Raw genomic sequence first — 19,791 nt, 5'->3', positions numbered from 1 at the left:
GGCTGCGATCTTTTGATCTTATAAAAGCAAAGATCGCAGCCAACTGCAGCTCCTGCATGATTAGCGATCACACGATCATATCGCTCAGCTATCCAGCTTGCGCGCTACCTCAACGCCAGCCGCACTGAGCTTGATCGGCAGGTTCAACGAATGTTCGCCAGCCTCGTTGCAGGTCACATGCCCGTGGTGAATCAGTCCACGATCCTGCAAAGCGGCGAGGGCGCTGGCCACTACCTTCTCGCCCCGGTAATTATCCAGCACCTCTTTTCCCAGACCACTCGGATGGGCGTGCAACAGACGGGTGAGGACTTCTTTTTCCAGGTTTTTATCGACGTTCATGGTTACCTCTTCATTGGGTTGAACAGGACGCTCGCGTCGGCGAACTACTGACCGGAGCCTTCGGAACCGGAGCCACCGGTGGTGGTTTTCGAGCCGATGCCGGGGCCCGCATTGTCTGGCGTTGCGGGGGCATCGGGGGTATCCATGCCGCCCTGCCGGCCCGGGTCGCTGCCCTGAGTGCGCGGGTCGGTGCCGGTGGCGGGAGGCTGATTGATCAAGGGCACGCCCGAGCCATCGGTATTCATACCGGGAGCACTGTTGATGGCGGGGGCGCGTGGTGGGGTCGGGTCGGTAGGGCCGGTGCCCGCAGCGGTGGCGGATGCGGCGAAAACCGCAGGGCAGAGCAGGGCGCTGAATACAAAAGCGGTCAACCTTGACGGGATCATAGGGCTTCTCCAGTGATTGGAATCCTTACCTGTCGTTGGTCTGCCCAGTGATCGGATTGGTGCCTGATCAGCGACGAACGGTCTAGGTTGCCTGCGCGGCTTTCAGACTGATCCGCCGCCAGAGCAAGCGGCCAAGGGTAATCAGCCAGTTGGCCAACGCGACGATCAAGACCGTCAAAAGCAGTGTGCTCATGCCGTGCTCAACGATGATTTTGCCGGCCAATAGCGGGAAACCAAACACGCCGATGAAGTACGAAAGACTGAACAGCAACAAGGCCTGCGATGTAGTACCGGCCGGTGCTTCGTTGGCCGCCAGGCCGTTGATCACCGAATAGGTCAGCCCATACCCGACGCCGAGCATCAACGCCGCCAGCAAATAGGTGAATCCACTGTGTACGCCGAAGGCGAACAGCACGATCGAGCCGAGCATCAGTCCCGACAACAGGCAAGAAGCGCGCAGCGGATCACGCTTGACCACATAGCCGGCGATCAGCATGCGGCTGCTGATTGCCGCACTCATGAACCCCAGAAAGAATAGCGAATAATCCAGCGATCGCGCAGCGGCGTAACTGGTCTGGAAACTCGACAGACCGCCAAATACGCAACCGCCGAGACCAACCATGATGATCGGAAACAGCGCACGCGAGCCGAGCACTTGAGTGGTCGCTTGCCAGGTGATTCTCGCCGCTGAAGCGGCTTGTGTGCTTTTCAATCGAGCCCCGAGCCGCCAGAACAGCAGCACACCGATCAGACTCGCCAGCGCTGCCAGATAGAACGCCGAGGTCAGCGACAGGCCCAACGCACTCGCCGCACGCCCGAGCAACGGGCCGCTGCCAATGCCGGTCATCATGCTGCCGGACAGCAAGGCGAAATATTTCGCCCGCTGCGCCGGAGTCACCAGACTGGCGACGATGATCGGCCCCAAGGTATAGAAAACGCCCCAGCCCAAACCCAGCAGCAAACCGAAAAACAGCAGCAGATGGCCGACCCCCGGCGTCATCGCAAAGCCCAGACTCGCCGCGACCAGCAACAACCCGAACACTGCAATCGAGCGCGCCGCCCCGAGCCAGTCCGACAGATGCCCGGACACCAGCACCGCCACAAACGTACTGAGCATCGCCGCCGAAATCACACTGCCGGCATCGTGCTCATTGCCGCCGCGAGAACTGATCAACAGTGACAATAAAAACGTCGAGCCGTACGAAAGCGACAACAGATAACTGGCGAGGCAGAACAGGCCGAACAACTTGCCTGAAACCTTGGGTGTTACTTGCGACATGACGCGAATCCTTGAGCGGAAAAATTCAGCGTCGTCTGTTTAACACGTCAGGCAGGTGGCTTAGGTCTGAGCTTGGCGAAGTCAGGATCACTGCACGCCGGAGTAATGTTCAAGCGATGCCGATCTCTTCCTTGAATTGCTCCATAAATCCCTTCAGGCGCAGATGACGGACCTGCGCAAGACGCTGACCGGCGGTGGTCTGGAAACCGTCGGCGAGGTGCAGCAGTTTGGTCTGGAAATGATCGAGGCAAAAACGCGTGTCATCGTAATCGCGTTGTTTCGCTTCGGGATCCTGCGGGTCGTACAGCGCCGAGCCCATGCGTCCGGCGACGTAGAACGTGCGGGCGACGCCGAGCATGCCGAGTGAGTCGAGCCGATCGGCGTCCTGGACGATTTTCGCTTCGAGGGTGAGCGGGGTGATGTTGGCGGAGAAACTGTGGGCTTCGATGGCGTGGGCGACGGCGGCGATTTTTTCTTCGGACCAGTTCAGATCGGCCAGCACTGACGAAGCTTTATCTGCCGCCAGCCGCGAAGCCTGCGAACGCAGTGGCGAGTTCTTCTCGACGGCGACGCAGTCGTGCAAGAGCACGGCGGCCAACAACACCTCAAGATCGCCGCCTTCTTCTGCTTGCAGCGTACGCACGTTATGCCAGACCCGCTGCAGGTGAGCGAGGTCGTGAGCGCCGTCGTCTGATGGCTCGAGGGCGTGGGGCAACAGGGCTACTGCGAGTGCCTCTACGGGGGTAAAAAACGCTGGGTTCATGAGCATCCTTTCAGATTGTCGAAGTCCCTGTGGGAGCGAGCTTGCTCGCGAAGGCGTCCTTACAGTCACTTGCATTGTTGAATGACAGAATGCTTTCGCGAGCAGGCTCACTCCCACAGGGAACTGCAGTGTTTGCAACATTGCGCAGGGTAGTGTGTGTTTTGCCATGTGACGAGCGCCGCTCACCACCTTAGTATGGCGTTTTCCTTTTTCCGACAAGGCCCGTCCATGACGATCGAAATCCGCCCGGCGACCCCCAGCGATGCCCCGCAAATCCTCGCCTTCATCACTGAACTCGCCGATTTCGAAAAGGCCCGTCACGAAGTCATCGCCAGCGTCGCCGACATCGAACGCAGCCTGTTCGGCGAAGGCGCCACCGCCCACGGTCTGATCTGCCTACGCGACGGTTTGCCAATCGGTTTCGCGGTGTTCTTCTTCAGCTATTCGACCTGGCTCGGCAGCAACTGCCTGTACCTCGAAGACCTCTATATCACCCCCGAACAACGCGGCGGCGGTGCTGGCAAAACCTTGTTGCGTCACTTGGCGAAAATCGCCTGCGATAACGACTGCGGCCGCTTCGAATGGAGCGTGCTCGACTGGAACACGCCGGCCATCGAATTCTACAAATCCCTCGGCGCACAACCCCAGGAAGAGTGGGTGCGCTACCGCATGGATGGCCAGGTTCTGCGTGAGTTTGCCGAGGGCTGATCACAATGATGGCATTGTGGTGCTAATTCGATTGTCGCCAACGCTCTAGTCCGGCATTCTACGCGCCATTTTTGCGCGCTCACGGACGACACCTGCAATGCCTCTGGCACAATTTCTCCACGCCCGTGGAGCCTTCGCTGCGTCAACGAGTGACCAGCGATGAGCGGACTACGGGCGACAATGCGTCTGTATGGCCTGGTGAAAAGCTCAGGCTCGAGCGACAACCCCAAGCGGCAACCGGTCGACATTCTCTGCATGACAAATCGTACGGGCGGCAGCGCGATTCGTGCGTTCGTGTCACGCCTTGATGCCGAGTTGATGACGCGCAGTGCCGGGCTCGCCGATTACCGCGTGATACCGCTACGCACCTTCGATCCAACGGCGTTTATCGACGCCCATCAGGGTTGGCTGACGCTGCACATCTGTTGTGGTTTCGTCGCTCCTGCGGAGCATTCGCTGCTCAAGGACGGCGGGTTGATGCCGATGGGCTGGTACGTCTATTCCGAGATCGGCCAGTGGACGGCCCAGCATCATCTCGACCTCGGCGCACAAATGGCTGAACTGCTGCAATCGACTTACGAGCGTAATCACCTGCGCAACTACAACGCCTGGCTCAACGAACTCGACGACGCCTCGCCGGCCGAACTGGCATGGCAGGTAGACGAAGCCTGGCAGCATCTGCAATTCGCTACACCCCCCGACAGCCGTGAACATTGCCACGCCCTGTTCGACCCCGTCGACAACCGCTGGCGCTTCGCCGCGACCGACATCGATATTCATCAGCCGCACCCGGAACCCCTGAAGCAAGGAGCTTTGAATTGAGTGGTAAACCCGCTGCACGCGTCACCGACCCGACCGCCTGCCCATTGCCAGGGCATGGCACCAACCCGATTGCCTCCGGATCGCCGAACGTCTTCTTCGACGGCCTCGCCGCCGCGCGCATGACCGATAAATCGGCGTGTGGCAGTCCGATTACCGGAGCCGTTTCCGGCACCGTTTTTATCAACGGCTTGAATGCCGCAACGCTCGACAGCACCGGAGGCCACGGCAATGTCGTGGTGGGTGGCTCGGGGACGGTGATTATCGGCCAGAGCGGCGGAGGGGCAGCGTTTAGTGGGCTGTTGCCGATGCCGGTGCATTTTACGGACAGGTTGCAAGTGGTGAATGAAGCAACTGGCGAGCCGGTGCCCGATCATCCCTATGTGATTCAACGGGGCGATGGCAGCATGGAACACGGAATCACCAATGAGCAGGGCTTTACTCATATGGTCAGCTCGCATTTGGCCGAAACAATCAAACTGTTTGTAGAGTGATCGAAATGGAAGTCGCAAACCCTGCACTCAAAGATTGCAAAAACGAGGTGGTGAGTCACGAGTTGACTTGCAAAACCGATCAGACTGTAAAAACCGTGGCAATCAAAATCAAAAAAATCGTCGTGTTTTTCATTGGCGGGGCTGGAGACAAGGAGCCGTATTATCAAGATCAACCACCTCACGGTAACGTAACCAGTGCGCAGGTTTTATTGCCTAAAAAATTCAGCGACGCGCAAATTGGAAAAATAAAGTCGGTGTACCTTAGTTATAAGGATGTGCGCGGCAAGAAAGACATAGAAAAGTATGTGCTGAGTTATCTGAAAGGTGATAAATCAATTTATATAAGTATCGTCGGTCACAGTCTTGGAGGATGGAACGGCGCTCATCTGGCAGCCATACTCAAAGAACAGGGATTTACGGTGAAGTCCTTGGTCACGCTTGATCCTGTGGGCGGCGGACTGGGTGTCTGGCTGATTTCAGACATTTACGCCACCACCCCGAAGCCTGGTGCAGAGTACTGGATCAATATATTGGCTGCACCGGCGAAACCCAATCAGTCCGATGATGTCGCCGAGATGGGAGAACGCTGGGTTATGAGCTCGGGTCCTGATATCAATAAAGCGGTAGACACCAACCACGAAGATGCAGGCGTAATGTTCAAGGCGAGGATTCTTGGCGAACAGTCCGCATGTGATCTCATCGCTGAAAAAATGATCAAATACCTGGAGTCTTGACATGCGAGTGTTGCTTGCAGTTCTAGTTCTTTGTTTGTGTGCTTCGTGCGCAAAAAGAGTGCCATTACCAGAGACCGAAATTGAATTTGTTTCTGTTACCAAGCCTGGAGACAGTGCTCTTCTGGATGTTCGCTTCAGTTCAATGACTGATCTGTTGCGATTCTTCGAGATCAATGCCGGCCAACATCAGGTCGGCAATGCCTTGATCTGTTCATTGGATGAGAGTGGCTTCTTCGAAACAAAACAGGACCTGACCCGGTATCTCGAAGGGGAGGTCGTCGCGGTATTAAATGAATCTGCTGCGGGGCCATATGTGTATTCGGCTGAGGTCTCTGCGGTGCATACACCGGACGGTGGAACGCTGAGTACGTACTTCAATAAAAAACAACTGTTGATGGTATTGAGCGCGCGTCAGGTCGTGGCATGTAAGTTCAGGACAGCTGCCTACGCTTACGGTCCGTATTACTCAAAATCGATGAATATTCCTGCCAGTGTTTTCGTTCAGGCGATAGAGCGTCAGTAGTGATATTGATAACGGTGAATCACGGATCTGTTCGAGGAGGTTGGGTAGATGTAATCATCCCAAAATATGGGATGCAAAATTACATATTGAGATTTACCGTCTGAGAGGTCTATAGTCCGTCGCACTCACTGCCAAAAACAAAACAGGTGAAGCGATGCTGGCGCAATTGATCGCGCTCGACTGGGGGACGACCTCATTACGTGCTTACAAACTCGCGGCGGGCGGCGTGGTGCTGGAGCAGCGCGCGCTGTCGTCCGGGATCATGCAACTGCCGAAGACTCCGCGAGTCATCAACGGTCGCGAATGCGCCGATGGTTTTGAACTGGCGTTCGACGAGGCGTGCGGCGACTGGCTCGATGCGCAGCCGGATCTGCCGGTGATTGCCTGCGGCATGGTTGGCAGCGCACAGGGCTGGCGTGAAGCGGCCTACTGCGAGACGCCGGCGAACGTCGCCAATCTCGGAAAATCCCTACAAACACTGATCAGTCTGCGCGGCACCGTGGTGCATATCGTGCCGGGCGTGATCCAACGTTCGCGTCTGCCGAATGTGATGCGCGGCGAAGAAACCCAGGTGCTTGGCGTGCTGCAGAATCTGCCGATTGAGGCAGGCGCTGATCTGTTGATCGGTCTGCCGGGCAGCCACTCGAAATGGGTGGATGTGGTCGATGGCTGCATCATTCACTTCGACACGTTTATGACCGGCGAAGTGTTCGCCGTGCTCAGTGAACACAGCATCCTCGGCCGGACCCTGAAGCAAGGCGCGACGTTCGATGCTCTGGCGTTTGACCGTGGTGTGCAGATTGCGCAGTCGGCGGACGGTGAACTCGGAGTGCTGTCGACGTTGTTCAGCGCCCGTACCTTAGGCCTGACCGGCGAACTCAGCCCGACCGCGCAGGCCGATTATCTGTCCGGCCTGATGATCGGCCATGAGCTGGCGGCGCTCGCCACGGTTCAGCGACGTCGTCGCAACAACACGAATCTTCCTTCGATCATCCTCATCGGCAACGCGCAGCTCTGTGCGCGCTACAGCCGCGCCCTCGACGCCTGTGGTTTCGCCAGCGTGAAGCTGGCCGAACAGGCCACCGAGCGTGGCTTGTGGCAACTGGCGCTGGCCGCCGGACTGATCGATTCCTCATCCCGTTAACCCTGACTGGAGGCCTGACATGCTCAAGCAAGCATTGGCGCAAAACGGTCTGATCGCGATCCTGCGGGGACTGCATCCGCAGGAAGCCGCCGCTGTCGGAGAAGTCCTGTATGCGGCCGGATTTCGCGTCATCGAAGTACCGCTCAATTCCCCGTCGCCGTACGAAAGTATCCGCATTTTGCGTACGACCTTGCCCGCCGATTGCCTGATCGGTGCCGGCACGGTGTTAACCCCGGCACAGGTCGAGCTGGTGAAAGAAGCCGGCGGCCAAGTGATTGTCATGCCGCACAGTGACGCCAAGGTCTTGCGTGCGGCGAAAGCGGCGGGGCTGTTTCTGTCGCCGGGTGTTGCGACGCCGACCGAAGCCTTCGCAGCGCTGGCGGAGGGCGCGGATATTCTCAAACTGTTCCCGGCCGAGCAGATGGGGCCGGCAGTCGTCAAAGCCTGGCTCGCAGTGTTGCCGACGGGAACGGTACTGGCGCCGGTCGGCGGTATTACACCGGACAATATGCAGGCGTTTATCGATGCCGGTGTAAAAGGTTTTGGCCTCGGTTCCGGACTGTTCAAACCGGGCATGACGCCGGAGCAAGTGGCGCTGAACGCCAAGGCCTACGTGGCTGCTTGGAAGGCCCTTCGCTAAGACTTTTTGGCGCTGTGTGCGCTACATCTATAAGAGAGACAAAAAGATGAAAATCACCAAACTCACCACCTTTATCGTCCCGCCGCGCTGGTGCTTTCTCAAGGTCGAAACCGACGAAGGCGTGACCGGTTGGGGCGAACCCGTTGTTGAAGGGCGCGCGCATACCGTCGCGGCTGCCGTTGAAGAATTGTCCGACTACCTGATTGGCAAAGACCCACGCAATATCGAAGACATCTGGACCGTGCTGTATCGCGGCGGTTTCTACCGTGGCGGTGCGATCCACATGAGCGCGCTGGCGGGTATCGATCAGGCGTTGTGGGACATCAAGGGCAAGGCCCTTGGCGTGTCGGTGAGTGATCTGCTCGGTGGTCAGGTGCGTGACAAGATTCGCGTGTATTCGTGGATTGGCGGCGACCGTCCAGCGGACACCGCGCGTGCGGCGAAAGAGGCGGTGAGCCGTGGTTTCACGGCGGTGAAAATGAACGGCACCGAAGAACTGCAGTTCCTCGATACCTTCGAGAAAGTCGATCTGGCGCTGGCCAACGTCGCCGCCGTACGTGACGCGGTCGGGCCGAACGTCGGCATCGGTGTCGACTTCCATGGCCGCGTGCACAAGCCGATGGCCAAGGTGCTGATGAAGGAACTCGACCCGTACAAACTGATGTTTATCGAAGAACCGGTACTCAGCGAAAACTACGAAGCGCTGAAAGAGCTCGCACCGTTGACCAGCACGCCGATTGCTCTGGGTGAACGGCTGTTTTCGCGTTGGGACTTTAAACGTGTGTTGAGCGAAGGCTACGTCGACATCATCCAGCCGGATGCCTCCCACGCGGGCGGCATCACCGAAACTCGCAAGATCGCCAACATGGCCGAGGCCTACGACGTGGCACTGGCGCTGCACTGCCCGCTGGGGCCGATTGCGCTGGCGGCGTGTTTGCAATTGGACGCGGCTTGTTACAACGCGTTTATCCAGGAGCAAAGCCTGGGCATCCATTACAACGAGAGCAACGATTTGCTCGACTACGTGAAGGATCCACGGGTGTTCGATTACGACAAAGGTTTCGTGAAGATCCCCAACGGCCCGGGTTTGGGTATCGAGATCAACGAGGAATACGTGATCGTGCGTGCGGCCGTTGGCCACCGCTGGCGCAACCCGATCTGGCGCCATGCCGATGGCAGTTTTGCCGAGTGGTGATTTGTCTCTGACACACCACAACCCTCTGTGAGATCGTTCCCACGCTCTGCGTGGGAATGCCTCAATGGACGCTCTGCGTCCGCTTTTGGGACGCGGAGCGTCCCGGGCTGCATTCCCACGCGGAGCGTGGGAACGATCAGATGCAAGGCCTCAGGCCGACCTCAATAAACATAAAAAGAGGCTCTCCCCATGCAACCGCAAACCCTCACCGGGCAGGCGTCTTTAGTCACGCCTAGCCGCAAGCGGTTTTTCATCATGGTGTTGCTGTTTATCACCGTGGTCATCAACTACCTCGACCGCAGCAACCTGTCGATTGCCGCGCCGGCGCTGACCAGTGAGCTGGGCATCGATCCGATTCACGTCGGTCTGATCTTTTCCGCATTCGGCTGGACCTACGCTGCCATGCAGATCCCCGGCGGCTGGCTGGTCGATCGCGTGCCGCCGCGCATTCTTTACAGCGTCGCGTTGCTGCTGTGGTCGCTGGCCACGGTGATGCTCGGTTTTGCCGCCAGTTTCATTGCGCTGTTCGTGCTGCGCATGGCGGTCGGTGCGCTGGAAGCGCCGGCTTATCCGATCAACAGCCGTGTGGTAACCACCTGGTTCCCCGAGCGTGAGCGCGCCACGGCCATCGGCTTCTACACCTCCGGACAATTTGTCGGCCTGGCATTTCTCACTCCGGTACTCGCTTGGCTGCAACATGAGTTCGGCTGGCACATGGTGTTCGTCGCCACCGGCGCTGTCGGCATTATCTGGGCGGCGATCTGGTACGCGGTGTATCGCGAGCCACGGGATTTCAAAGGTGCCAACGAAGCGGAAATCGACCTGATCCGCGAGGGCGGTGGTCTGGTCGATATTCAGCAAGAGTCCGCCAAGGTCAAAGCCAAATTCAGCTGGACCGATTTGGGCATCGTCCTGACCAAGCGCAAATTGTGGGGCATCTACCTCGGCCAGTTCTGCCTGAACTCGACGCTGTGGTTTTTCCTCACCTGGTTTCCGACCTATCTGGTGAAGTATCGCGGCATGGACTTCATCAAGTCCGGCCTGTTGGCATCGCTGCCGTTTCTCGCCGCGTTCATCGGTGTGCTGTGTTCGGGGTTCTTTTCCGACTTCTTGATTCGTCGCGGCTGCACGGTTGGTTTTGCGCGCAAGCTGCCGATCATTGGCGGGCTGCTGATTTCCACTTCGATCATTGGTGCCAATTTTGTTGAATCGACGCCGCTGGTGATTGCCTTTCTGGCGTTGGCATTTTTCGGCAACGGCCTGGCCTCGATCACCTGGTCGCTGGTGTCGACGCTGGCGCCGGCACGGTTGCTCGGGCTGACCGGCGGGGTGTTCAACTTCATCGGCAACCTGTCGGCGATCGCCACGCCGATCGTGATTGGCTTCCTTGCCAGCGGCGATTCGTTCGCGCCGGCGATCACCTACATCGCGGTGCTCGCCTTGGTCGGTGCGTTGTCCTATGTGCTGCTGGTCGGCAAGGTCGAGCGTATCGAGTTGTAGTGGTCTGCGTCGGGCGACCATAATGCCGCCCGTTCCCTCGCTCAACGGTAAAAGGCTGGATATGCAGGAAGACGCCCCGGAAAAAACCAAGGACGCCGCGCCCACCGGCACCCAGACGCTGTTGCGTGGCTTGGGTGTGGTGCAAGCGGTCGCCAGTGGCGCTCGCGATCTCAAGGAGATCGCCCGGCTGATCGGCACCACGCGCAGCACCACCCATCGTCTGGCCAGTTGCCTGGTGGATGAGCGCTATCTGCGCGTGGTGCCGCAAATCGGTTACCTGCTCGGACCGAAGCTGATCGAACTGGGTTTCCAGGCGCGTGAAGAGTTGCCGCTGGTGACCCTGGCCGGGCCGTATCTGGACGAGTTGTCGGCGCTGACTGGTGACACCGTGCACTTGGGCATTCGCGAAGGCGATGAAGTGTTGTATCTGCTGAAAAATCCGGGGCGCAACGGCCCGGAAATGCGCTCGCGGGTCGGCCATCGCATGCCGCTGGCGCGCACCGGTATCGGCAAGGCGTTGATGCTCGATGACTCACCGAAAGATTGGCAACGTCTGTACGACATCAGTCTGCCGGCAGGTGGGAAGAGTCAGTTCTGGCCGCAGCATCCTCAGCAGTCGTGGGAGCAGCTTGAGCAGCGTATGACCGAGTACGTCGCCGGGGGCTACGCCTTCGATCTGGAGGACAACGAACCGTCGATCCGCTGCGTGGCGGCGCCGATTCGGGATGCGAGCAAGGGCATCGTGGCGGCGATCAGTATCGCCAGCACCGTGCCGTACATGCCGCTGGAAAAAATGGCCGAGCTGATTCCCCTGATCAAAGGGGTCACAGCCCGGCTCTCGGCGGAACTCGGTCTAAAGATTTAAACTTTGAGCGTCGCCATGTCGATCACGAAGCGGTACTTCACGTCACCGGCAATCATCCGGGCGTAAGCCTCGTTGATCTGGCGGATGTCGAGCATTTCGATGTCGCAGGTGATGTTGTGCTCGGCGCAGAAATCCAGGACTTCCTGGGTTTCGGCGACGCCACCGATCAACGAGCCGGCCAGCACGCGACGGCTCATCACCAGTTTGCCTGCGTGTACCGGTGGATCAATCGGTTCGATCAGGCCGACCAGAATGTGCACACCGTCGAAGCGCAGGGTGTCGAGGTACGGGTTGAGGTCGTGCTGCACCGGAATGGTGTCGAGCAGGAAGTCGAAGTAACCGGCAGCGGCTTTCATTTGCTCGGCGTCGGTGGAAACGATCACGTGATCGGCGCCCTGACGACGACCTTCTTCAGCCTTGCTCGCCGAGCGTGTGAACAGCGTGACTTCGGCGCCCATGGCCTTTGCGAACTTGATGCCCATGTGGCCCAGACCGCCCATGCCGAGAATCCCGACCTTGTCGCCGGCCTTGACGCCGTAGTGCTTGAGCGGCGAGTAGGTGGTTATACCGGCGCAGAGGATTGGCGCGGCGCTGGCTAACGCCAGTTTTTCCGGAATGCGTACGACGAAGTGTTCGCTGACGACGATGCTGTCCGAATAACCGCCCATGGTGTTGCTGCCGTCGACCCGGTCCGGGGTGGCATAGGTCATCGTCGGACCTTCGAGGCAATATTGCTCAAGGTTCGACTGGCAGGCTTCACAGGTGCGGCACGAGTCGACCATGCAGCCGACGCCGACCAGATCGCCTACTTTATGTTGGGTGACATTCGCACCGATCGCGGTGACTTTTCCGACGATCTCGTGGCCGGGCATCAACGGGTAAACGGCGATACCCCATTCGTTGCGCGCCTGGTGGATGTCGGAGTGGCAGACGCCGCAATAGAGGATCTCGATCGCTACGTCGTCGGCACGAGGGCTGCGGCGTTCGAATTTCATCGGGGCGAGGGGGGTGGTGGCCGATTGGGCGGCATAACCGATGGCGGTATACATGTGAAACCTCGCAAAAGCAGGAACAAGTGAGGCGGCGCATTCTGGGCGCCGACTGTCGGTCCGGCCATGACGATTCCTCCGGGTCTCATGCCTAATCCTCCGGCATGCGGGTTTGATCGGTCGCATTGGCAAAAGGATCTGCGATGATGCTTTCATCCCTTATTTTCGTGATTTTTTGTGAAGAACAATTCGATGCAGTTGACCCGTCATCTTGATGCCAATGCGCGGCTGGTTTCGCTGATTGAACCGCTGGCGCTGCGCGATGGTTACAGCCAGACCGGGCTGCCGGGTGTGCAGGTGTTGCGTGCCAGTTGCGACGTTGCCCGTGGCCCGCACATTTACGAACCGAGCCTGATGATCATCGCCCAGGGCAGCAAACTGGCGTTTCTCGGGCCGCGCACCATGGAGTACGGCGCCGGGCATTATCTGATTCAGGCGCTGCCGGTGCCGTTCGAATGCGAGACGTTTGCCTTGCCGGATGCGCCGTTGCTCGGTGTTTCGGTGGCGATCGACCGGGTCTTGCTCGGTGAGCTGGTGCTGGCCATGGGGCTGGCGCCGGGCCGGCATATCCCGGCGCAGACGCCGGAGTCGATGACCTCGGTGGTGCTCGACGATGCCATGCGCGGTTGCGTCGAGCGCTTGCTCAGTTGCCTGCACGATCCGCTGGAATGTCAGATTCTCGGGCCGGCGCGGGTAAGGGAGTTGTTGTTTGTCGCGTTGCGTGGGCCGCAGGCTGATGTATTGCGCGCGTTGGTCGAGCAGCAGGGGCAGTTCGCGCGGGTGGCGGCGTCGATCAGTCATCTGCATGCGCATTACACCGAGCCGTTGAACGTTGAAACGCTGGCCGGTTGCGCGAACATGAGCGTGTCGACCTTTCATGAGCATTTCAAACGCAGCACGTTGTTGTCGCCGGTGCAGTATCTGAAGCGTCTGAGGTTATTGAAGGCGCAGACGTTGTTGGTCGCCGAAGGCCTGGGTGTGGCGCAGGTGGCGCATCGGGTGGGGTATCAGAGTACTTCGCAATTCAGCCGCGAGTACAAGCGTTACTTTGAGCGTAGTCCGGGTGACGAACGCGCTGCCTGATTAGACGATAATCCCCTGTGGGAGCGAGCCTGCTCGCGAATGCGGTGCATCAGTCGACATCATTTTTATATGACACACCGCTTTCGCGAGCAGGCTCGCTCCCACAGTTGTTTTGTGGTGTCAGAGGAATTTTGGGCAACAAAAAGGCCCCCGATTCGGGAGCCTTGATGTTCAGCGGTTCGACTTACATATTTGGGTAAGTCGGGCCGCCAGCGCCTTCCGGCGTGACCCAGGTGATGTTCTGCGAAGGGTCCTTGATGTCACAGGTCTTGCAGTGCACGCAGTTCTGCGCGTTGATCTGGAAGCGCTTCTCGCCGTCTTCCTTGGTGATCACTTCGTACACACCGGCCGGGCAGTAGCGCTGCGCCGGTTCGTCGTACAGCGGCAGGTTCTTGCTGATCGGGATGCTCGGGTCGGTCAGCTTCAGGTGGCACGGCTGCTCTTCTTCGTGGTTGGTACCGGAGATGAACACCGAGCTCAGTTTGTCGAAGCTGAGTTTGCCGTCCGGCTTTGGATAGTCGATCTTCTTGCAGTCGGCGGCGAGCTTGAGGCAGGCGTAGTCCGGCTTGGTGTCGTGCAGGGTGAACGGCAGTTTGCCGCCGAAGATGTTCTGGTCCAGCCAGTTGAAACCGCCGCCAACGATGGCGCCGAACTTGTGGATCGCCGGGCCGAAGTTACGGCTGGCGAACAGTTCGTCGTAGAGCCAGCTCTTCTTGAACGCGTCGACGTAAGTGGTCAGCTCTTCAGTGCCGTCCTTTTCCGCGAACAGCGCGTCAGCCACCGATTCAGCGGCGAGCATGCCGGACTTCATCGCGGTGTGGCTGCCCTTGATCTTGGCGAAGTTCAGGGTGCCGAGGTCGCAACCGATCAACGCGCCGCCCTTGAAGACCATTTTCGGCAGCGAGTTCAGGCCACCTTTGCAGATCGCGCGCGCGCCGTAGCTGATGCGCTTGCCGCCTTCCAGGTACTGCGCCAGCACCGGGTGATGCTTGAGGCGCTGGAACTCGTCGAACGGCGACAGGTAAGTGTTGCTGTAGGACAGGTCAACGATCAGACCAACCACCACCTGGTTGTTTTCCAGGTGATAGAGGAACGAGCCACCGGTGTTTTCGGTGCCCATGATGTCCAGCGGCCAACCGGCGGTATGCACCACCAGGCCTGGCTGATGTTTGGCCGGGTCGATTTCCCAGATTTCTTTCAGGCCGATGCCGTAGTGCTGGGCGTCGGCATCGCTGTCGAGGTTGTAGCGCTTGATCAGTTGCTTGCCGATGTGGCCACGGCAGCCTTCGGCGAACAGCGTGTACTTGCCACGCAGTTCCATGCCGGGGGTGTACAGGCCTTCTTTCGGGTTGCCTTCACGGTCGACGCCCAGATCACCAGTGATGATCCCGCGCACCACGCCTTGTTCGTCGATCAGCGCTTCCTGAGCGGCGAAACCCGGGTAGATTTCGACGCCAAGGTTCTCGGCCTGCTGGGCGAGCCAGCGGCACAGGTTGCCGAGGGAAATAATGTAGTTGCCTTCGTTGTGCATGGTCTTGGGCACAAAGAAGTCCGGAATTTTTTGCGCGTTTTCGGCGTTTTTCAGCACGAAAATATCGTCGCGGGTCACTGGCGTGTTCAGCGGCGCGCCAAGTTCTTTCCAGTCCGGGAACAGTTCGTTCAGAGCGCGTGGTTCGAATACGGCACCGGACAGGATGTGTGCGCCGACTTCGGAGCCTTTTTCGACCACGCAGACGCTGATTTCCTTACCGGCTTCGGCGGCCTTCTGCTTCAGACGGCAGGCGGCGGACAGGCCAGCGGGGCCGGCACCGACGATGACCACGTCGAATTCCATGTATTCGCGTTCCACAGGCTATCTCCTACTCAAGGCTCAACAGTTTTTTTTCTAATTTGGAGGTTTGATGTCGCATCCGCTATTCCTTTACGTTAACGTCAAGGGGAATATTGGAGACCGACCTTTCTCTCTAGGCGGCGCATTATATCTACACCACTCCGAGCGTCCAATACAAACGTTTGTTTGAATCGGCTCCAGCCCAGAGAAATCAAAGAAGCGCGGCTTATGAATGGTCATTTTGCTGTATTGACCGGAATAGGCGTTCCGGTCAAGATACGGGCGGTTTTGCGCTCGTCGTAGGCAGACTGGCGGTTTCAAGAGCACGTCTAAAGACAGGGCACAGGCAGTAGAAGGTGATGCGCAGCGCAGTCCGGCGCGCAGTTTACACAGCGTGAAGATCAATGACTCGTCGGTCACCTCTGACGAACGGTCGCAGGTCCTCACACTGTGCAGCCACCAGACACCCAAGTCGGCGTTTTTAGAGGTGCCCTTTAGCCTGATGAGCATCAACCGCCAGGTTCGCCTAGGCGACTTTCTTTTCACCGGAGAGTAACGAGGAATCCATGAAGGTTCTTGTAGCTGTCAAACGCGTTGTGGATTACAACGTCAAGGTTCGCGTCAAGGCGGACAATTCCGGCGTCGATCTCGCCAACGTCAAGATGTCGATGAACCCGTTCTGCGAAATCGCAGTGGAAGAAGCCGTACGCCTGAAAGAGAAAGGTGTTGCGACTGAAATCGTCGTCGTCTCCATCGGCCCGACCACCGCTCAGGAGCAACTGCGTACCGCACTGGCTCTGGGTGCCGACCGTGCCATCCTCGTCGAATCCGCTGAAGATCTGACCTCGCTCGCCGTGGCCAAGCTGCTCAAGGCTGTGGTCGACAAGGAACAGCCGCAACTGGTTATCCTCGGCAAACAGGCGATCGATAGCGACAACAACCAGACCGGCCAGATGCTTGCTGCACTGAGCGGCTACGGTCAGGGCACGTTCGCCTCGAAAGTCGAAGTCTCCGGCGACAGCGTTGCCGTGACCCGTGAAATCGACGGCGGCGCGCAGACGGTTTCCCTGAAACTGCCGGCAATCGTCACTACCGACCTGCGTTTGAACGAGCCGCGCTACGCGTCCCTGCCAAACATCATGAAAGCCAAGAAGAAGCCTCTCGAAGTGCTGACTCCGGACGCTTTGGGCGTTTCCACCGCCTCCACCAACAAGACCCTGAAAGTCGAAGCGCCGGCTGCACGCAGCGCGGGCATCAAGGTTAAGTCGGTAGCTGAATTGGTCGAGAAACTGAAAAACGAAGCGAAGGTAATCTAAATGACTATCTTGGTTATTGCTGAACACGACAACAAAGTGCTGGCCCCGGCCACACTGAACACCGTGGCTGCTGCGGTCAAAATCGGCGGCGACGTCCACGTTCTGGTTGCAGGTCAAGGCGCTGGCGCCGTGGCTGAAGCCGCAGCGAAAATCGCTGGCGTGAGCAAAGTCCTGAATGCTGACAACGCGGCTTACGCGCATCAGCTGCCGGAAAACGTTGCTCCGTTGGTAGCTGAGCTGGGCGCTGGTTACAGCCACATCCTGGCTGCCGCCACCTCCAACGGCAAAAACATCCTGCCGCGCGTTGCTGCGCAGTTGGACGTTGACCAGATCTCCGAGATCATCTCGGTCGAAAGCGCTGACACGTTCAAACGTCCGATCTACGCCGGTAACGCTATCGCTACCGTGCAGTCGACCGCTGCGATCAAAGTGATCACCGTGCGTGCCACCGGTTTCGACCCGGTTGCCGCTGAAGGTGGTTCGGCTGCCGTTGAAGCTGTTGCTGCTGCGCACAACGCCGGCACTTCCAGCTTCGTCAACGAAGAACTGGCCAAGTCCGATCGTCCTGAGCTGACCGCTGCCAAGATCGTCGTTTCCGGCGGCCGCGGCATGCAGAACGGCGACAACTTCAAGCATCTGTACGCTCTGGCCGACAAGCTGGGCGCTGCGGTGGGGGCTTCGCGCGCCGCCGTCGACGCAGGTTTCGTACCGAACGACATGCAGGTCGGTCAGACCGGCAAGATCGTTGCGCCACAGCTGTACATTGCCGTCGGTATCTCCGGCGCGATCCAGCACTTGGCCGGTATGAAAGACTCCAAAGTGATCGTTGCGATCAACAAGGACGAAGAAGCGCCGATCTTCCAGGTGGCCGATTACGGTCTCGTGGCGGATCTGTTCGAAGCCGTCCCTGAGCTGGAGAAGCTGGTCTAATCCAGCGGCTTCACTTATAAAGAGCCCGGCCTGTTGGTCGGGCTTTTTTTTGTCTCGGATTTGAGTGGGAGCGTTTTGCCATGGATCTGCGTTGCGGATGGTTGTGGGGGTTGGCCCTGTTGCCGGGGTTGGCGATGGCCGCTGGCAAATGCGAGCGCCTCGTCGTCACCGGTAGCCCGGATGCGCCGCCGTACCTGTGGCAGGACCCGCAGAATCCCAAGCAGTTGATCGGTGCCAGCGCTGATCTGCTGCAACAAGTCGCCAAAGACCTCGGCATCAAAGTCGAATTGCTCTACGCCGGCAAACGTTCGCAAGCCCTCGATGAAGTGCGCAGCGGGCGCATGGACATGCTCGCCGACGCGCCGCTGACCCTCAATGAGCTGGAAAACCTCGACTACATCCATCCGCCGTTGCTGGAAAACGACTATCTGGTGTGGACCCGCAAAGGCTCGACGCTGGTCTACAGCGAGGCCAAAGACCTGCACGGTCACGTCGGTGCGTTGTCGGAAAAGTCTCGTATGACCCAGGCATTTGGCACTTTCGCCGAGCAGAATCTGACCCTGACCCGGACAGCCAACCTCACTCAGGCGCTACAGAAATTGCTCTTGGGCGAAGTGGAATATGTACTCGCCGGCCGCTACTCGGGCATGGCCGCCGCGCAGGCATTGGGTATGGCCAATGACCTGTTGGTGTTCGAGCAACCGGTCGACCGGCCGGGGCTGTTCCTCGCGGTTTCGCATAACTCGGCATGCAACGATCCGTGGTTGCGCGGACAGTTGGCCAAAAAGATGACAGAATTGCCCGCGTCCGGACTGACGGAAGCCGCGCTGCAACGCAACATCGAGCGCTGGAAGGCGCAGCAGCAACAGCCGCCACAACCCGTCAGTGCCCCAAAACAGTAGGGATTCTTAGTGAGTATTCGACCTCTTTTCGCGGCTGTGGCCGTTCTGGCCCTGGCCGGTTGCGCGACCGATCCGGCACCCAATGAACAAATGCGCCTGACCGAGCAAGCCATCACCCAGGCCAAGGCTGTTGGCGCCACCGCCGACGAAGTGCCGGAAATGAAACTGGCCGAAACCAAGTACAACCGCGCCAAAGGCAACATGGCTGACCAGTCCTATCGGAACGCGCGTATGCGTTCGGAGCAGGCTGAACTGGATGCACGTCTGGCCGAAGCCAAAGTGCTGACGCAAAAAAGTCAAGAACAGGTGAATGTGCTTAACACCCGCATCGTCCGTCTGCGCAAGCAACTGGGAGATGCCCAATGAGTCTCAAGTCGAAAGTTGTAGGCGGCCTGATCCTCGCCGGTTGCGTCAGCCTGTACGGCTGCGCCGGTCAACACAGCGAATCCGCTCTGCAAGAAGCCAGCGCCGACTTCCAGAAGGTCAAGGAAGACTCCAACGTGCTGCGCATCGCGCCGAAAGACGTGATCCGCGCCGGTGAGTCCCTGGCTCGTGCCGATCGCCTGTCGACCTATTGGGGCAGCGGTTCCGATGTTGTGCACTACGCCTACCTGAGCCAGCGCTACAGCGAAATCGCCCGCGAGCATACCAATCAGGTGCTCAATGAGGAGCGCGCGGCCAAGCTCGAACTGGACCGCCAGCGCCTGCAACTGGCCTTGCGTGAATCGAAATTGCTTAGCGTGCAGCAGCAGGGCAAGTGGCTGGAAGAACAGATCGTTGCACTGGCCACCACGCAGACCGACCGTGGTCTGGTGATGACCCTCGGCGATGTACTGTTCGACACCGGTGAAGCAGAGCTGAAAAACTCGGCCAACCGTGTTGTGCTGAAAATCGTCCAGTTCCTGCAACTGAACCCCAAACGTGTAGTGCGCATCGAGGGCTACACCGACAGCACCGGCGGCAAACAGGAGAACCTCAAGCTGTCCCGTGACCGCGCACAATCGGTGGCGGACGTGTTGATGGACCTGGGCATCGACGACAAACGCATTCAGGTCGAAGGCTACGGCGACGAATACCCGGTGGACGCCAACGCTTCCGAGCGTGGGCGGGCACAGAATCGTCGGGTTGAAATTGTCTTCTCCGATGAAAAAGGCCAGCTCGGCGCCGCCCGTTAAGGGTTGCGTCTCTGGAAAGCCCGGGCTGTCATGCAGTGCCGGGCTTTTTTACGTCTGTCGATTGGCTCGCAATCCGTACAGTAGGGGGCAGACACCGCACTGTATGGTCGAGTAAT

General features: G+C 58.9%; 22 protein-coding genes. 16 read left to right on the top strand and 6 right to left on the bottom strand.

What is annotated here, in order from left to right; translation table 11 throughout:
- Window positions 1–84 precede the first annotated feature (84 nt).
- From AB4N74_RS15725 to AB4N74_RS15710, 4 genes are all read right to left on the bottom strand, one after another.
- Window positions 85–339, bottom strand: coding sequence for a hypothetical protein (locus tag AB4N74_RS15725; protein WP_093435386.1), 255 nt, complete (start codon window positions 337–339; stop codon window positions 85–87).
- Between the two features lie 44 nt (window positions 340–383).
- Window positions 384–725 (bottom strand): hypothetical protein, encoded by a 342-nt coding sequence (locus AB4N74_RS15720; RefSeq protein WP_460096581.1) that lies wholly within the window; start codon window positions 723–725, stop codon window positions 384–386.
- 82 nt (window positions 726–807) lie between these two features.
- Window positions 808–2,004, bottom strand: a complete 1,197-nt coding sequence (locus AB4N74_RS15715; RefSeq protein WP_093435384.1) for an MFS transporter — start codon at window positions 2,002–2,004, stop codon at window positions 808–810.
- A 109-nt stretch (window positions 2,005–2,113) separates the two neighbouring features.
- A complete protein-coding gene (locus AB4N74_RS15710) occupies window positions 2,114–2,767 on the bottom strand; it encodes an HD domain-containing protein (protein ID WP_460096577.1) in 654 nt (217 codons plus the stop codon).
- Between the two features lie 228 nt (window positions 2,768–2,995).
- On the opposite strand from AB4N74_RS15710, the gene AB4N74_RS15705 reads away from it, so the two are divergent.
- From AB4N74_RS15705 to AB4N74_RS15660, 10 genes are all read left to right on the top strand, one after another.
- On the top strand, window positions 2,996–3,475 hold the full coding sequence (locus tag AB4N74_RS15705; RefSeq protein WP_007908312.1) for a GNAT family N-acetyltransferase: 480 nt from the start codon (window positions 2,996–2,998) through the stop codon (window positions 3,473–3,475).
- A gap of 159 nt (window positions 3,476–3,634) precedes the next feature.
- Window positions 3,635–4,297: a hypothetical protein gene (locus AB4N74_RS15700; protein WP_460096575.1), complete on the top strand. Its 663-nt coding sequence runs from the start codon at window positions 3,635–3,637 to the stop codon at window positions 4,295–4,297.
- Complete coding sequence (locus tag AB4N74_RS15695; RefSeq protein ID WP_093435374.1) at window positions 4,294–4,788, top strand: PAAR domain-containing protein; 495 nt, start codon at window positions 4,294–4,296, stop codon at window positions 4,786–4,788. The genes AB4N74_RS15700 and AB4N74_RS15695 overlap by 4 nt, the downstream gene beginning before the upstream one ends.
- 5 nt (window positions 4,789–4,793) lie before the next feature.
- The gene (locus tag AB4N74_RS15690; RefSeq protein WP_186620494.1) at window positions 4,794–5,522 is read left to right on the top strand and encodes an alpha/beta hydrolase family protein; all 729 of its coding nucleotides are present in this window, start codon (window positions 4,794–4,796) and stop codon (window positions 5,520–5,522) included.
- Window position 5,523: 1 nt separating this feature from the next.
- The gene (locus tag AB4N74_RS15685) at window positions 5,524–6,045 is read left to right on the top strand and encodes a hypothetical protein (RefSeq protein WP_093435370.1); all 522 of its coding nucleotides are present in this window, start codon (window positions 5,524–5,526) and stop codon (window positions 6,043–6,045) included.
- Window positions 6,046–6,199: 154 nt separating this feature from the next.
- Window positions 6,200–7,189: a 2-dehydro-3-deoxygalactonokinase gene (locus tag AB4N74_RS15680; protein ID WP_460096572.1), complete on the top strand. Its 990-nt coding sequence runs from the start codon at window positions 6,200–6,202 to the stop codon at window positions 7,187–7,189.
- 19 nt (window positions 7,190–7,208) lie between these two features.
- On the top strand, window positions 7,209–7,829 hold the full coding sequence (locus AB4N74_RS15675) for a 2-dehydro-3-deoxy-6-phosphogalactonate aldolase (RefSeq protein ID WP_460096570.1): 621 nt from the start codon (window positions 7,209–7,211) through the stop codon (window positions 7,827–7,829).
- A 46-nt stretch (window positions 7,830–7,875) separates the two neighbouring features.
- Window positions 7,876–9,024, top strand: coding sequence for a galactonate dehydratase (gene dgoD, locus AB4N74_RS15670; RefSeq protein ID WP_460096568.1), 1,149 nt, complete (start codon window positions 7,876–7,878; stop codon window positions 9,022–9,024).
- A gap of 189 nt (window positions 9,025–9,213) precedes the next feature.
- A complete protein-coding gene (locus AB4N74_RS15665) occupies window positions 9,214–10,524 on the top strand; it encodes an MFS transporter (RefSeq protein ID WP_460096566.1) in 1,311 nt (436 codons plus the stop codon).
- Window positions 10,525–10,585: 61 nt separating this feature from the next.
- Entirely contained in the window at window positions 10,586–11,389 is an 804-nt protein-coding gene (locus tag AB4N74_RS15660; protein ID WP_093435365.1) for an IclR family transcriptional regulator, read from the top strand.
- On the opposite strand, the gene AB4N74_RS15655 is transcribed toward AB4N74_RS15660, so the two are convergent.
- On the bottom strand, window positions 11,386–12,438 hold the full coding sequence (locus AB4N74_RS15655; protein ID WP_007908332.1) for an NAD(P)-dependent alcohol dehydrogenase: 1,053 nt from the start codon (window positions 12,436–12,438) through the stop codon (window positions 11,386–11,388). The two genes, AB4N74_RS15660 and AB4N74_RS15655, sit on opposite strands and share 4 nt — an antisense overlap.
- Before the next feature lie 192 nt (window positions 12,439–12,630).
- On the opposite strand from AB4N74_RS15655, the gene AB4N74_RS15650 reads away from it, so the two are divergent.
- On the top strand, window positions 12,631–13,521 hold the full coding sequence (locus AB4N74_RS15650) for an AraC family transcriptional regulator (RefSeq protein WP_099756894.1): 891 nt from the start codon (window positions 12,631–12,633) through the stop codon (window positions 13,519–13,521).
- A gap of 184 nt (window positions 13,522–13,705) precedes the next feature.
- On the opposite strand, the gene AB4N74_RS15645 is transcribed toward AB4N74_RS15650, so the two are convergent.
- Entirely contained in the window at window positions 13,706–15,370 is a 1,665-nt protein-coding gene (locus tag AB4N74_RS15645) for an electron transfer flavoprotein-ubiquinone oxidoreductase (RefSeq protein ID WP_016985998.1), read from the bottom strand.
- Window positions 15,371–15,918: 548 nt separating this feature from the next.
- Here AB4N74_RS15645 and AB4N74_RS15640 point away from each other — a divergent pair.
- From AB4N74_RS15640 to AB4N74_RS15620, 5 genes are all read left to right on the top strand, one after another.
- The gene (locus AB4N74_RS15640; protein WP_007908338.1) at window positions 15,919–16,668 is read left to right on the top strand and encodes an electron transfer flavoprotein subunit beta/FixA family protein; all 750 of its coding nucleotides are present in this window, start codon (window positions 15,919–15,921) and stop codon (window positions 16,666–16,668) included.
- Window positions 16,669–17,598 carry an electron transfer flavoprotein subunit alpha/FixB family protein gene (locus tag AB4N74_RS15635; RefSeq protein ID WP_093435361.1) on the top strand — a complete coding sequence of 310 codons (930 nt, stop codon included), beginning with the start codon at window positions 16,669–16,671 and terminating at the stop codon, window positions 17,596–17,598.
- A gap of 80 nt (window positions 17,599–17,678) precedes the next feature.
- Window positions 17,679–18,500, top strand: coding sequence for a substrate-binding periplasmic protein (locus tag AB4N74_RS15630; RefSeq protein ID WP_099756891.1), 822 nt, complete (start codon window positions 17,679–17,681; stop codon window positions 18,498–18,500).
- A gap of 9 nt (window positions 18,501–18,509) precedes the next feature.
- Complete coding sequence (locus tag AB4N74_RS15625; protein ID WP_093435356.1) at window positions 18,510–18,866, top strand: DUF4398 domain-containing protein; 357 nt, start codon at window positions 18,510–18,512, stop codon at window positions 18,864–18,866.
- Window positions 18,863–19,675 (top strand): OmpA family protein, encoded by an 813-nt coding sequence (locus AB4N74_RS15620; protein ID WP_093435353.1) that lies wholly within the window; start codon window positions 18,863–18,865, stop codon window positions 19,673–19,675. The genes AB4N74_RS15625 and AB4N74_RS15620 overlap by 4 nt, the downstream gene beginning before the upstream one ends.
- Window positions 19,676–19,791: the final 116 nt, after the last annotated feature.

This window comes from Pseudomonas sp. H3_C08, assembly GCF_054669455.1.
This window is presented reverse-complemented; position numbering and strand designations above follow the sequence as displayed.

Bases quoted from the DNA above. Each gene is read 5' to 3' on its own strand.
- AB4N74_RS15725 (WP_093435386.1), bottom strand. From the start codon at position 339: ATGAACGTCGATAAAAACCTGGAAAAAGAAGTCCTCACCCGTCTGTTG.
- AB4N74_RS15720 (WP_460096581.1), bottom strand. From the start codon at position 725: ATGATCCCGTCAAGGTTGACCGCTTTTGTATTCAGCGCCCTGCTCTGC.
- AB4N74_RS15715 (WP_093435384.1), bottom strand. From the start codon at position 2,004: ATGTCGCAAGTAACACCCAAGGTTTCAGGCAAGTTGTTCGGCCTGTTC.
- AB4N74_RS15710 (WP_460096577.1), bottom strand. From the start codon at position 2,767: ATGAACCCAGCGTTTTTTACCCCCGTAGAGGCACTCGCAGTAGCCCTG.
- AB4N74_RS15705 (WP_007908312.1), top strand. From the start codon at position 2,996: ATGACGATCGAAATCCGCCCGGCGACCCCCAGCGATGCCCCGCAAATC.
- AB4N74_RS15700 (WP_460096575.1), top strand. From the start codon at position 3,635: ATGAGCGGACTACGGGCGACAATGCGTCTGTATGGCCTGGTGAAAAGC.
- AB4N74_RS15690 (WP_186620494.1), top strand. From the start codon at position 4,794: ATGGAAGTCGCAAACCCTGCACTCAAAGATTGCAAAAACGAGGTGGTG.
- AB4N74_RS15685 (WP_093435370.1), top strand. From the start codon at position 5,524: ATGCGAGTGTTGCTTGCAGTTCTAGTTCTTTGTTTGTGTGCTTCGTGC.
- AB4N74_RS15680 (WP_460096572.1), top strand. From the start codon at position 6,200: ATGCTGGCGCAATTGATCGCGCTCGACTGGGGGACGACCTCATTACGT.
- AB4N74_RS15675 (WP_460096570.1), top strand. From the start codon at position 7,209: ATGCTCAAGCAAGCATTGGCGCAAAACGGTCTGATCGCGATCCTGCGG.
- dgoD (WP_460096568.1), top strand. From the start codon at position 7,876: ATGAAAATCACCAAACTCACCACCTTTATCGTCCCGCCGCGCTGGTGC.
- AB4N74_RS15665 (WP_460096566.1), top strand. From the start codon at position 9,214: ATGCAACCGCAAACCCTCACCGGGCAGGCGTCTTTAGTCACGCCTAGC.
- AB4N74_RS15660 (WP_093435365.1), top strand. From the start codon at position 10,586: ATGCAGGAAGACGCCCCGGAAAAAACCAAGGACGCCGCGCCCACCGGC.
- AB4N74_RS15655 (WP_007908332.1), bottom strand. From the start codon at position 12,438: ATGTATACCGCCATCGGTTATGCCGCCCAATCGGCCACCACCCCCCTC.
- AB4N74_RS15650 (WP_099756894.1), top strand. From the start codon at position 12,631: ATGCAGTTGACCCGTCATCTTGATGCCAATGCGCGGCTGGTTTCGCTG.
- AB4N74_RS15640 (WP_007908338.1), top strand. From the start codon at position 15,919: ATGAAGGTTCTTGTAGCTGTCAAACGCGTTGTGGATTACAACGTCAAG.
- AB4N74_RS15635 (WP_093435361.1), top strand. From the start codon at position 16,669: ATGACTATCTTGGTTATTGCTGAACACGACAACAAAGTGCTGGCCCCG.
- AB4N74_RS15630 (WP_099756891.1), top strand. From the start codon at position 17,679: ATGGATCTGCGTTGCGGATGGTTGTGGGGGTTGGCCCTGTTGCCGGGG.
- AB4N74_RS15620 (WP_093435353.1), top strand. From the start codon at position 18,863: ATGAGTCTCAAGTCGAAAGTTGTAGGCGGCCTGATCCTCGCCGGTTGC.